This is a genomic window from Bacillus sp. X1(2014) (genome assembly GCF_007678255.1).
The window spans coordinates 197997-211624 of sequence record NZ_VEED01000009.1 but is presented as its reverse complement, the minus strand read 5'-3'; the positions used below and the strand labels follow the sequence as shown (position 1 = coordinate 211624).

General features: G+C 33.4%; 14 protein-coding genes. 13 read left to right on the top strand and 1 reads right to left on the bottom strand.

The window, feature by feature from the left end:
- The first annotated feature begins 94 nt into the window (after positions 1–94).
- The 7 genes from FS608_RS30395 (at position 95) to FS608_RS17805 (ending at position 8650) form a co-directional block, all read left to right on the top strand.
- Positions 95–262: a hypothetical protein gene (locus tag FS608_RS30395; RefSeq protein WP_186328791.1), complete on the top strand. Its 168-nt coding sequence runs from the start codon at positions 95–97 to the stop codon at positions 260–262.
- Between the two features lie 688 nt (positions 263–950).
- Positions 951–1136 carry a hypothetical protein gene (locus FS608_RS30855; RefSeq protein WP_144553438.1) on the top strand — a complete coding sequence of 62 codons (186 nt, stop codon included), beginning with the start codon at positions 951–953 and terminating at the stop codon, positions 1134–1136.
- Between the two features lie 157 nt (positions 1137–1293).
- Positions 1294–3354 (top strand): tRNA-guanine transglycosylase DpdA, encoded by a 2061-nt coding sequence (dpdA, locus tag FS608_RS17825; RefSeq protein ID WP_144553436.1) that lies wholly within the window; start codon positions 1294–1296, stop codon positions 3352–3354.
- 51 nt (positions 3355–3405) lie between these two features.
- On the top strand, positions 3406–4206 hold the full coding sequence (locus tag FS608_RS17820) for a DNA sulfur modification protein DndB (RefSeq protein ID WP_144553434.1): 801 nt from the start codon (positions 3406–3408) through the stop codon (positions 4204–4206).
- Between the two features lie 111 nt (positions 4207–4317).
- Complete coding sequence (locus FS608_RS17815; RefSeq protein WP_144553432.1) at positions 4318–5211, top strand: tRNA-guanine transglycosylase; 894 nt, start codon at positions 4318–4320, stop codon at positions 5209–5211.
- Positions 5211–5954, top strand: coding sequence for a hypothetical protein (locus FS608_RS17810; protein ID WP_144553430.1), 744 nt, complete (start codon positions 5211–5213; stop codon positions 5952–5954). Before FS608_RS17815 ends, FS608_RS17810 begins: the two co-directional genes overlap by 1 nt.
- The gene (locus tag FS608_RS17805; RefSeq protein WP_144553428.1) at positions 5951–8650 is read left to right on the top strand and encodes a hypothetical protein; all 2700 of its coding nucleotides are present in this window, start codon (positions 5951–5953) and stop codon (positions 8648–8650) included. The genes FS608_RS17810 and FS608_RS17805 overlap by 4 nt, the downstream gene beginning before the upstream one ends.
- A 642-nt stretch (positions 8651–9292) precedes the next feature.
- On the opposite strand, the gene FS608_RS17800 is transcribed toward FS608_RS17805, so the two are convergent.
- Positions 9293–9937: a helix-turn-helix domain-containing protein gene (locus tag FS608_RS17800; RefSeq protein ID WP_144553426.1), complete on the bottom strand. Its 645-nt coding sequence runs from the start codon at positions 9935–9937 to the stop codon at positions 9293–9295.
- 199 nt (positions 9938–10136) lie between these two features.
- On the opposite strand from FS608_RS17800, the gene FS608_RS17795 reads away from it, so the two are divergent.
- The 6 genes from FS608_RS17795 (at position 10137) to FS608_RS17770 (ending at position 13271) form a co-directional block, all read left to right on the top strand.
- The gene (locus tag FS608_RS17795; protein WP_144553419.1) at positions 10137–10361 is read left to right on the top strand and encodes a hypothetical protein; all 225 of its coding nucleotides are present in this window, start codon (positions 10137–10139) and stop codon (positions 10359–10361) included.
- A gap of 130 nt (positions 10362–10491) precedes the next feature.
- Complete coding sequence (locus FS608_RS17790; protein ID WP_144553417.1) at positions 10492–10710, top strand: hypothetical protein; 219 nt, start codon at positions 10492–10494, stop codon at positions 10708–10710.
- Between the two features lie 539 nt (positions 10711–11249).
- Positions 11250–11390, top strand: coding sequence for a hypothetical protein (locus FS608_RS30850; protein ID WP_222127374.1), 141 nt, complete (start codon positions 11250–11252; stop codon positions 11388–11390).
- Between the two features lie 124 nt (positions 11391–11514).
- Positions 11515–11697, top strand: a complete 183-nt coding sequence (locus FS608_RS17780; RefSeq protein ID WP_144553413.1) for a hypothetical protein — start codon at positions 11515–11517, stop codon at positions 11695–11697.
- A gap of 470 nt (positions 11698–12167) precedes the next feature.
- A complete protein-coding gene (locus tag FS608_RS17775) occupies positions 12168–12359 on the top strand; it encodes a hypothetical protein (protein WP_144553411.1) in 192 nt (63 codons plus the stop codon).
- An 87-nt stretch (positions 12360–12446) separates the two neighbouring features.
- Entirely contained in the window at positions 12447–13271 is an 825-nt protein-coding gene (locus FS608_RS17770) for a hypothetical protein (RefSeq protein ID WP_144553409.1), read from the top strand.
- Positions 13272–13628 lie beyond the last annotated feature (357 nt).

The window sequence follows — 13628 nt, the reverse complement described above, 5'->3', positions numbered from 1 at the left end:
TTACTTGCAGGAACTAGCCCGTAATCTATGGAAGTCTTAACATAGGAAAGCGAGGTAATGATCGGTGCTACAATTCCGGAAAGAGAATCGCATAATGGTAAGGGTTTGGGTTGCTGAAGAGGACGGATATGTTGCAATGGCAAGTGACGGAGATCGAGCGGTTTGGAATTGTTACGGCAGCACGCGGGAAGCTGCGAAGGAAATGGCTCTTTATAAACTGAAAATATTTATAGATGAAATACTAATGGAGGAAAGTCAGTAGAAATAAATTAGCCACAGCAATCAGTGGGGCTTTATGTATGAATATCGCTTATCTTGACTTCGTGCTTGTCGTATTATCTGAAATAATATGATTACCCTTCAATAAGATGATTTTGATATCAATAAGGATTTCAAACTTCGGCATGGGGGTGAACTCTATCAATTTAAACCTAAAGCGTTAATCTGGGAGTCAGATTTTTACAACCTTTTGGTGACGACGTTAAATACATGATGATAAGAAACTACCCACTACCCAGGATTAGAAATTTAATGATTTCCGATAAAAGATTAACGATAAAAGAATAAACATTAGTACGTATGTTCAGAACTCTTTTCACATGTTTGGTGGCAGACAATCCAGGTGTGTCAGATATTGCTAATTGACACCGTTTTGGGGTGTGCTGATTTTGTTTTAAATAAAATAATATTATTATGTAAACTTATTCGTTATCTTGGAATCCACTTGCTAGATCGAGGCAACCATGTTCAGGCAAAATGGTACCATCCAACAAATGACTGACCACATATCAAGTTCTATTTCACAAATTATTTTCGTGGGCATTATCAATACGGGGCTATTACCATTCTTAAATCTTCATCTCCATCAAGGCAACTTGAAATTATGTCGATTTTTGACTTATCACAACCGAAATGAGTATCATTTCAGAATAATTCTCCCAAATGGAATAATGGATAATAAAGATCCTAAATTTATGAAGAATTTAAACCATTACTCACAAAACCTATTCAAAGAAAAGAAAATTGCCTTTGTAAGTTTGCAGGAATTAGAGAATGGGGAAAAATTGGGTTGTAGACATTTTTTAAATCATTTGAAAAGGAAAAAAACATTTTTATTATATAAAACGAAAGAGTAGAGTTACAGATGAGAGCTATCTGCTTTTTATGTTATGAAAAAGAATTGTTCTTACCATTTTATTGACTATTGGAATCATCACTATTATAAGATATAATTTATTCCTATTATGTTTCTTTATAAAAACAAATAGATTCTATTTTTATGGAGGGGTAACAATGGCTAAGACATTAGTTATAACCTCATGTACTGGGGAAAAATTATTTAAACCTGACAATCAATTACTTTTGAGTGATTTTAAAGATATAGAAACTTTAAAAATGAAAGAAGCAAGTCTTCAAGAGTATAAGTCTACTGCTGGCAAAATGTATACGGGCAAGCAGCATAAAAGGCTTATGGAAGGTGTAGAACTACTACGTGAGAAATATGGCAATGAAATAATTGATGTAAGTATCGTGTCTGCGGGTTATGGTTTAATCGATGAGGACAAAGAAATAGTCCCTTATGAAGTTACCTTTAATGACATGAATGGAAAAGAAATAAATGAGTGGGCAAGTCAATTAAAAATAAATCAAACGGTTTCAGAAAAAATAAAAGAATATGATCTCGTGTTTTTTTTGCTAGGGGATAAGTATCTAAAATCGATTCAACTTCCCTTAGATAGAACAATACCAGGTCAAAAACTAATTTTTCTAGCTAGTAAATCTAGTGAAAAAGTTATTCCTAATAAAGAACCTTATCATCGTATCGAAATTACCCAGGAAGATACAAAAGAGTTTGGAGCAGGTAATATTGAATTAAAAGGCTTCTTATTTAAATTACTTGCACAAGAGCAAGTTTGTGATAAAGATTTTCTTAAGAAACTCCATGAACAACCGAATGAGATTATCGGAACTTTAGCAAAATATCGTGTAAAAAAAGAACATTCTGAACAATTGGATCTGTTCCCATTAGATCAGGTGGAAAGTAAACCTAAGAAAGATAGTTCCGGTGCAGAAAAAAATATTGGAGTTATCATTAAATCTGATATTTTCGCGAAAAATTATACCAACTTTCCTTTACGGTATTATATGCCTGAAAACGATGACCGCGTAGATCCTAATTTTGATTTTATCCATGATCAACATACTGAAAATCGTGACCCATATCTGGATGATGTCTATGCACATGAAATCTATCATAAACCTAATTATGATGGCATACTGGTATCGATGATGAACATTGATCCGAAGAAAAAAATAGATTCGCCTAAAAATAAAAAATTCAAAAAGGTCGCTGATACTGGTGGTATCCATAATTTTGTCCGTGTTCCAAAGGACTTTCCAGTCTTAGGTGATTGCGGTGCTTACTCTTACCGGAATGAATTCGAACCACTTTTTGAAACGAAGGAAATCCTTGATAATTACGAAATGCTTGGCTTTGATATTGGTGTTTCGATTGACCATTTAATCCTGCCCGAACATACGGAGATGCAAGAAAGACTCAGAAGATTACACATTACGGAGTCAAATTCTCAGCAGTTCATTACAATGCATAAAGAAGGTAATTACAGCTTTAAACCATCCGGGATTGCCCAAGGTTGGGATGTTCAAACATATGTTCAATCCGTCCAAAACTTAATTGATATGGGCTATCAGCACATTTCACTAGGTGGGTTGGCTTTTTCTCCAAATGAAGTCATTTATGATGTTTTGAAGAATGTTGCACCAATTTTGCCTGAATACATGGAGGTTCATTTATTCGGAGCAGCACGATTAGAATCGATTAATATATTTAATCAATTTGGAGTTACCTCTTTTGACTCCACTAGTTTTCTCCGCCAAGCATGGATGAGTGCAAAAAACAATTATTTTACTTTAGAGGGTAATAAGTATGCGGCAATAAGAGTTCCACAAGCCACAGAAAGCAGTTCAAAAATAAAGAAGTTATTAGAGAAGGGTATCGGTTCTTTAGAGTTGTTCCAAAAGTTAGAACAAAAATCACTTGAAGCACTAAGATTGTTCGATAAAGGACAATTAGGACTAGAAGAAACCCTCGATACCATTTTAGAGTATGATCATATAATAAATACGGGCAAGAAAACTAATAATGAAGCACTGTACCGACGAGTCCTTGAAGATACCCCATGGAAAAAGTGTGGTTGTGAAATTTGTAAGAATATTGGCATCGAGGTCAACATCTTTAGAGGGAATAATCGCAATCGAAGAAGAGGGTTCCATAACACCCATATTTTTTATGAACAATTAAAAGAAAGTAAAAAGGAAAGGTTGAAGATTTAATTCTTCAGCCTTTTTTCTAAAAAAGGATTTTATTTGTAAGGAGCAACCACTGTGAATAGCTTTAAAATCCAGACAAAAAAGTTAAACAGAAAAGATACTGAAATATATATAGGTACTGCAACGATCGGAGAAATTCATTCCTGGAATCTAAAGAATTTCTCAAATCAAACATTGAACGAGTTTATTTATATTCTATCGAATGATATGGAAGTTACTACTGCAGATGAAAACTTCATTGTAACTATTAATGATGGCTATTTGTTATCTATACTTCCAAAAGCACAATTAGAAGATGAGTTTCCAGTTCTAATTTCGAAAAAATCACCAATTACAATTATTTTGAATGCACTATTAGAAATTGATTTATTTAAAAGTTTTATCGAGATTAAAACCAACAAAATTAGCAATAACTCAACTAAAATTATGACGTTAAGTACACTAGAAAATATTATTTCACTAGTTTTTGATAAAATCACCTTGGATGAAACGGCTACGATGTTACAATGTTTTACCTGCTATATTGAAGATGTTTTAAACAGCAATGAGTCCTTTAAAGTACAAAGTGTTAAATCCATTCAAGAAAATAAAAAATACACAATCATTAATTCTTCAATTTCATGGTATATCATTCTCAAGTATTTTGAAGAAACATATAAAACAAATCTCTATACATATCCATCAATTCCTAGGCTCGATTTCTTCTTATCCATTGATGATTGGAGCGGAAATTTTTTTAATAAAGATAATCCAATCTGGAACGAAGTGTTTATAACAAATAGAAAGTTTTATCCCACTAGAAATAATCTAGTTAGGGCATTTGAAAAATGGAAATATTTCTCCTCAAGTCTCTAAAATTTTAGAGGCTTTTTGTTTTATAAAATTTCCCATAAGTCCACAATGATGATATAATGTTAATGAATCACGTATCTTCACGTATGATTTAATTAAGAACGGAGGCATGTAATGGATTTTTATGTTAGTTGGTCACATAGTGATGCTATTTTTTGCGATTATTTTAATGAATGTTGCATGCTGATCTCAGCTGTCCCTGATAACAAATACGGAATCAAGAAATTCAAAAAGAAACCGAAAAAACTAATAATTGATTCTGGTGCTCTCTTCTACTCGAAAAACCCAGGAAAATATAATTTAAGAGATATATTGGATATCCAAAAATTTATTATCGAATCTGCTCCATCAGACATTCCAATAAAGTTAGTCCACCTAGATGAACCCCTACTAAATAAAAACACACTTTCAGAAAAGTTTTCCTCCGTTGAAAAAACATTATTTAATGCCTATGAATACGTACATTTAATAAATGAAAATAATCTGCCCAAAAATGTTTCGCTGATGGGAGTCATACAAGGATTTGATATGCCGAGTACGAATTACTGTATTGATGAATTAAAGAAAATGGGGTTTAAATATTTCGGATTGGGTTCAATGTTAGCAAGAAGTCCAGTTGAGCAAGTGAGGTACATGAAGTCTGTTACAGAAATAGTGGGTCCGGAACATCTACATATTTTCGGGGTAACAGGAATTCAACAAATAAAAGAAATGGCGAAGTTGAATATTTTATCGTTTGACTCAAGTAGGCCTACTATGGTTGCTGCCTTTCACCAAGTCTTTTATAGTAATCCTTTCCGCACATATGTGATCTCCCAATCAAATGTGAAAAGAAGGAATGCTCTTATAAGTCAACCGCTACCATGTCAATGTCCTGTATGTAATGATAATCCTGAAGATATCTTAAATATCTCTCATCGTGACTATATGAAGTTGAGATCGGTTCATAATTACTATCATTTAGCAAAAACAATAAACGAAATAAAAATCAATGAAGGAGTGATATAGTGTCCTTATTTCAAATTTGTTATGGCCCTGAAATAGGCTCGATTCTTCAAACAGTTCAAAAGAATCCTGGGATAGCCAGATCTGAGTTAATCGCCAAGTATCAGTACCAACCAGAAGGGGATATTTCCTCTTTGATGGATGCCGCGCTTATTTTTTTAATGAATCTACACTTTATTAAACTGGATGAGTTAAAACATATTTGGCCACTGCATCATTCAGAAGTAAAGGATTTTCATTATCTTCAGCGATTAAAAGAAATAGCAGAAGAATCTAATAATCCTGCAGATTCCAATTATATTTTTTCAACCATGTATTATTATTTGTTTGTTGTACCCAATCAACTTTACATAAAAGACTTACACTATGAAGCTAACCTGAAATTTGACAAACTAGCAATTAGTCAAGAAAAAGTAAATGCTTGGAAAAGGATGATGGAGTACTTTGGTTTGGGTTATCGAGTTTATGGAGGGTTTTATGCACTTCCACAACTGAATTTAATGAAAAGCGTTGTTAAAGAGATAGGGCCATGGGAAGGTCCATTGCAACTATTCTTTGAGAAAAAAATAAACTCGATTATTCCGTGTGTTCATAATGGAAGTGTGTTTAATGGGATGGTATTTGCCGTCTTAAACCTAGGAAATGACTCTATCCTGAGACTTTCTAAGAAGCAAGATTTACCGTATACATCGTTTGGAGAAAAGAAAGAATGGAACTGGGTGAAAATAGGTGGTGAAATTGCATGATTCCATGCATATCTAAGAAAAATATTAGCTATTTATATGGTACAGCGGATGAAAGATACAATTTTTCAAATGAATTTTTCCGAAATACTCATTTTCCTCAATCGTTAAATCGATATTATAAAGATAAATTAATTGAAAGTGTCACAGAAAAAGAACTAATGCAAGAGTTGGAGGAGAATCACCCCTTTGGGAATCGGGTTTATATGATATTTGGTTCAACGGGATCGGGAAAGTCTGAACTCCTTTGCTGGATAAGAGATCAATGGGAACTTACACACAATCCAAGGCCTATTATCCGTATTTCTAGGAATGAATTAAATCCACAAGTACTGGTAAGAAAATGTTATGATTCTATCGGTGTTAAATTAGAGGATTTAATCATTGATGAGAATAAGTGGGACCTGTTGCTTAGTAAACCTATTACAATTATCAATCAAATGGTATGGTCCACCATGTCTGAATTGTTCGAACGTGATGAAGATATCGTCCCCGCAACCTTGTTACTTCGTCCGGTAATTGAAAAAAATATCCTAGAGTTCACAAAGCAAATTAGTCAAGGTCAAATTAACAAACCATTAGAAATCATCAAAAAAGAGGAGTACGAGAAACTGCTCGAAAGCACCACCTTAAACATTGATATTAACTACAATAAGTTTCGTTTTTCACTGCTAAAGAAGTTAGATCAATTCCTCTTTCAAGGAACAGATATAAAAACTATCTTTAAACAGTTATCGAATATATTATTAGAGAAAAAAATAAGACCTGTACTATTAATTGATGATTTGGTCCAGTCCATTAATCTTTATGCAGCAGATTTGTTAGATTATTTTATTACATTGGAAGAAGGAAACTGGGATGTGGTGATTGGTTTAACACCTGGTGTGGAACAGGGAGAAGCCTTCACCCTAGAATTAATGAATCGTATCCGAAATTTAGATACTATTGATGATCGCGTCAAGAAGCTTTGGTTATCAGACGAATCCGGGTCCAATTTCTTTTCATTAGAAAAAGAGCAGGCACAAAACTATTTGCACAATTATTTAGTCGCATTGAAAGACGCAAATGGCTATTCCTGTTCAACAGCATGTCCACATGCAACTTCTTGCAAGGATTTATTAAGAGATTCACAAACTCAATTGGAAATTTTGCCTTTTAATGTTCCGCTCATCAACAGAATTTACGATGGAATCCCGAATGGGAAGGGAGCATTAAGGTATCTCATTCTACACTCAAGAGAATTATTACGCTTTTTAATAAAGGGAGATGCTAAAGCAGCAAATAAGGTCTTTAATTATGTAAACAGAGATGTGTATATTGAACACGAAAACAAAACGGTTAAATTTTTGGCTGAAATGTATGCAAATCCGAAGGAAGAGAAATATACTTTGTCCGCGTCCTTATTGGAGCATTTTAAGAAGGATTCTGGTGATATTACAGTAACCGTTAGAAATCTTGATCTTTATAGAGAAGAAGTTCATATCGAAACCATTCATGTTAAAAAAGGCGTGGTGAATACACATATCCGAGATTGGATTGAAGGAGAGAAAGTAAAGGAAGAACTGTTAGAGCCCGTCAGGTCTGGGGTGGCAACGATTATTCATGAAATTGTAAAAGGAACATCACTTATTCGATCAAATACGTCGAGAGCTACAAAATCAACAGCAACAATCCAACGAAGTGAAGTAGTCAATCGTTATAAATATCCCATTTCATTTACCGAGACGGAGAACACTCAAATTGTGATTGACAAGAAGGTCAATCTTCTCCAAATTGCTAATTTCCAACAATTGAAAATGCAAGATCGAGGAGATAAGTTTGCATTAGTATCAAATGATTTTAATATTGCTGAATGGATATACAGTTCTGAGCGCTTAAAAACACAATGGAAGAACGAATTGGAAGAAGGTTTAGGATATAAAATTGAAGATTTTGCTTATAATCTAAAACAGTTTCTGTACAAAATAAGAACGATTAGTGCAAGTGATTGGACATCCGGGATAAATAATCCAATCAAACAAGAATGGGTTGAAATGGCAGAGGATCTGTTTTTAGATTGGTTCGCTTTACGTGATAATATCATTGATGTGAATGAGAAGAAGGACAATATTGAAGATTTTGACTTACATTTCTTATCTTATAAGCCAGTCAAGTCATTGAATAAGTTCCAAATCAGGAATTACCCTTTAATGAATTTCATCGCTGAACTTCAAAAAGGGATTAAAAGTTATTTGAATGCTTTAGAACCATTAATAGAAGAAAAGTCATCTGAAATTCAGACGCTAATTAGATTTTCACGCTATTTCTCCAGTGATATGGTGGAGAAAGTAAAACAAGTAAACATGCTGATTCACAAAGAGAATCGCACGATTAATGATCTTTATGAAATAAATGAGATTATTATATGGCTATCAAAAGAAGTAAACAATGAAATCATTGCCAAAATTCAAAATGAGCAAGTATATTTGTTCAATATAAATAAGTTTATTCCGACTAATAATATTGATATGGATTTTGATGAATACTTAAAAGATAAATTAAAAATGCGGAGCCAAGTGAGGAAACATCTTCTAAAATTAATGATAAAAGGGGAAACCCAGCTGCCACGAAAACAGTGGAAAGGGATCTTAAGGGATATTGAAGAGGTAAATCCAGAATTTTTCGAGCATCTTCAGATTAGGATTAATTTAAATAAATAGGTAAGGTCTCTCAGGTTGTCGAATTTTCGACAGCCTTTTTCTTTGGAAGAGGGGCGGAGATCCGATAAGTAGTCAATTTAACCAGTCGTAGTAAGAATACAAATTCTCGGGGATAGATGAGGTGTGGCTTAGCTCTGCTCTCACCGTGATTACAGACATTGAAATGTAACACTTCTGACATTATAGATACTACTAAATGACATTAAGTTTACCAAATAATGACAAGACGCTTACCGCGCAATCTTACTGGTATTAGGAGGAATAAATCTTTTTGTTTGGAGTTTCAAGAATGTTAAAAAATTTGATAAAACAAGACCAGCCTTGCTCAAACGGGAATGATTTTAGGGTAACTCTTGTATTACGTAGTAGACCTAAACTGCGCAATAAACAACCTCTGTTTTAGAGGATTTTGTGAAATATTTTACTTATACAAATGGGTAGAAGTTTAATAAGCCAATCTATAAAGGGGCATAGAACCATTAAGGTTTTATGCCCTTATTAATTGAATAATTGATTGTGTATTACAAAAACACAAAAGACAACGTTCAAAATGATTAATTAAATACCAGCATAGTTCATCCTAGGAATTTTGGTATTTTGTTGTGGTGGAAACCTTTGAATAATCAAATAAAGTTAAATTATTCATTCTTTTATGTTCAAATCTACTTCAGGTGGGTTAGAGTATAATTCATTAACTAGTAGTACCATAGCTTCATTCAATTCATATCGTGCAATTTTCCCTTGGTACTCTAAACCACGGATATATTCAATCGCACAATCTAGGTTGTCGAATACGCGATTCTCTTGATTTGGTAATAAAGATGTAAGGTGAAGATCATGTAGTCTATCAAAAAAAATAGGAAAGCCCTCTGCTGAGAGAAACTTGTTAAAAGTCTCTCTCAAATCTTTCCTCATGTTGCTGGCTTCATTTTCAGGGTGTGTAATTTCCCTTATGGCTTTTATCGCTTCGCCATTCAAGCCCATATAAGAACATGCCTTCTCCACTGAAAATGAAATCTCATCGGTTTCACCGGTAAGGTAGCCAACATCTACATTAAAGAAATCTGCAATTAGAAGCATAGTATCGTATTTGGGAAAGCCGACTTCTCCATTTTTAATTTTGGCTCCTGTATTCATCCATCGGCTAACATCTTTTTGGCCATAGCTAGTTCCATATTTATTGTTTAAGGCTTCAGCAAAGGATGCTTGAGTATATCTGTGTGCATCCATACACTTTTTTAATCTATTTTTCCAGTAAGTTGCCTTTTTTTTTAATAAGTCATCCATGTTATAAATTACCTCCATCCAAGATGGATTATATACCTTACGTAAGGCTTGTACAACATAAAACTCCGCGGTAATATTATGTTATTAAAGCATAATAAACAACAGAAAAATGAGAATAGAAACTTTCTCTTCCAAAGGAACGTAATAACATAAAAAAGGGACTAAAGGGGGTAAATACTATATGAGGATGTCTGCCAGAATGATTGGAAAAAAACTAGGAATGACAGTTAAAGAAGTATATATGCTTTTGAAAGACAAGGGCTTCCTAGATGGCGAAGAAGGCAATTGGTCCTTAACCGAATTAGGTAAGAAAGTTGGTGGTCAAGTGACGCAAAAAGATAATGGAGAGGGAGGGTTCTGTAGACGCACATGGTCAGTTTTATCGTGGGATGAAAATATGGTTAATAAATTGAAAAAGAAATAATCATTAGCAATTATGGCTCTATTCAAACCAATGGCAATTATCTCTATTGTTGGAGCAGTAATTTTAGGAATTCTGGATTCAAGCAAATTGCAAGAAATACTAAATCAAATAGCTAAGGGTGATTATTGAAATGGATAATAACAAAAATGATAAAGATTATGTCGAATATAATCATGAAAACAAAACGGTTAGATTAGGAGGTAAGCCAGCAATTATTTTTTCAGTGTCTGCAAGTATATCTTTGGTAGGAATCGCTGGAGGAATTGTATACACAATAGTTAAAAATCCTGAAGCAACAAAAGAAGTAGCAACTAAAGTATTAAAGAAAGTAACAAAACACGCAGCATAAAAACAACATTGAGTCAATAGACTTATACTGTTCAATAATCGGGTCAGATTCTGCAATAAAATAATTGAGCAAATTACATAATATTGTAATAATTGGTATTATACAATAAAGTCAATATTCTGTACTAACTGTTGCTTTCCCCATAAAGCACGGCTTCAACCGCTTCATTCACTTCACTACGTCTATATTTAATATGATCTCGGATTTAAGGATGGACAATTTACTATGCTCAATAGTGTATTAGGAGAAAGGAGGTTGTTAATAATGGGTGAAAGGTTTCCTAATATTGACTGGTGGTGTGATCGTTGCAATACATATTTAAATAGTCAGTCTAATTTTGATGACAATAAATACCTTTGGCAATGCACAGAATGTGGACATAAAAACAGTATCTCAAGCACTAACATCTATGAATCTCATGAAGATTATCGAAAATAAAATGAATAAAGATAATATAGATATTCTAACAAAGGGAGATGAGATGTGTAAAATATGGATAACAAGGAGTAGAAAAGAATTGCAGATAAATTATTAATGATATGGAAACAATGGACGAAAATGATTTTGAAACTTTATCTAATCAACTTGATGCTGACTATCAGTTATATGTTGATCGGGCTATACGTGAGTTTGCTGACTTTGCTGTAGGTAGTGAACATTGGGATTATGACGATAGTTGAGAACTTTACCGTGTATATATCTTTATTAATTTAAGTGAAAATAACGTAATGAAGAAACTCTGTTCCACCTTCTGAAGACTGATAAAGGATAAGCATTAGTAGATAAATGTAGAGGAGAATTATAATGAAAAAAAGTATAATAAACGATTGGATGTTGAATCACTGGCCTAAGAGTAAAGTTTTGGATACGGTGTTTCATGTGTTTTGGGCTAAAAAGAATAATACTACTATTCCTTACGGTGTTTTATCAGATGGGCTGCGGCAGTTTTTAAATAGAAAACATTACTGGAAAGGCGGCAAGAAATAACAGCGCCGTGCTTTGTGGACATGTTCCCGTGCACGAGTATCATTTAAGGAACATGGGATACTTGAGCAGTAAAGCTTGAATTAAGGAGATGAATAACAATAAAAGTTATTTTGTACACAGTACAACAATACTGGTTTTAAATTAACCATCTAAAAGACGATTGCATTCAAAGTGATCGTCTTTTCTTATTCAACGTAAACTGCGCAATAAAGATCCTCTAGTTTAGAGGCTATGTAAAGTATTTCACTTAAATTAATGAGCAGTTTAAGACAGTCTCAGGATTATTGCGGAGTGAGAGTGTAAAGGAATACACCTAAGCAAATGGGTAGCGAATGGTTAACAAGGGTATTCGCCTATCCTTATTTTTTGAAATTATACCTTCAAGCACAACACTAAATCACACCACTCATTACTTACATATATTTTACATTTCCATTATAATAGGCTAAAAAGTAAAGGGAGTTGTAATAGTGAGGGCATCACAGGAATTTATTAAGCAATTAGAAGAACTGTATCAAACTTATGAACAAGAAGTAAATCGTAAAATGAAAGAAGGTTTACTTGAAGAGAAAACTGCAAAAACGTACCTTCGTCATTCTGGAACATTTGTAAGATGGTGTAGAAATGATTTTGTTCCTGGAGTAAGGAAAGCAAACAAATAACTGGCTTATATGGGGGAACTAGACTTGGTTTAAAAGGAGAATAGAAGATTTTTTAGCGCTGTTATTTACTTGGTTAAGGAGGAAAATATGGTAAAACAAACGCCTATTGCGGGAAGGGTTTATAATTGCGGGTCTTGTAAATTTAGTAGTAGGCAACAAAAAGTATTTTATGACACGATCCAAGACAAATCAAAAATAAAGGCTATGTTGTTATTTCAAAATCCTGGTGGAGAAATTGATAGTAAAGCGCGTCTTGATGAACTAAGAAATAAAAGTCCCCAAGAGGTAGCTAAAATTCACAGGGATGGTTTTGGAGAGTGGCCAGGTAAATACTATTTATATTTTAGGGAGATTTGCCTTCATTTACATAGAAAAGGTTTTATTTCTAAATTTCCGTCTCGGATTGGAAGAGACATAATGGATGAAATCTATGTTTCTGATGCGGTGAAATGCCGGGCAAAAGTGAAAGAAGAAATAGGTGAGTGGAGAGATTTTAGTGGTTTTAACAGTATTGGAATATGCAGCTTTAACTTTTTAGAAGAGGAAATTAATAATTTACCAAATTTGGAGATTATTATTTCTTGTGGAAATTGGGCAAATGAGGCTTTGAGTGCATTAGTAAAATGTGAAAGCTCAAAAGGTTATGTTAAACATTCTAATTATGCTTTAGGGAAAATAGAAAAAGAATCATTTAATTTAACCCCTTATAAAAAAGATTTAATTAATAACTATTCACATGGAAAAATATATGAGTTGGATTATATATGGCCTAATGGTAACAAACGAACAATAAAGAATATATTTTTATATCATCCCAGTTGGTTTTATAATGAAGGTCCATTAAGTAATAAACCTGGGATTCGGGAAAAACTTATAATAAAATCTATGAAATGGTGCTTCTCTAGAATATAAATAAGGAGTAAAAACCTCAAATAAATTCATTACGGTGAACCATATCACAAGTAAGTAAATGAAGAATATAATTTTAGCAATCGGAATTAATCTGAAAAAAATTTATAAATTAAACATTTATTGCTGAACAGTACAAGGATACTGTGCAATAAAAGTTGGTAGTAGACTTTCTGGCCCGATTACGGAAAGTTTACCAAAAGCCTAATTCCTCGGTAAAAATAGGAGGATTAGGCTTTTTCAATTCAATATCACTAGAGCTTTTCTATTGGTAAATGCGTTGACAGCAAGTGGTAAATTCCATGGCAACTGATGGTACAAAACATGGCAGAAGTGGTACATTCGTGTGGCTGTAATCAC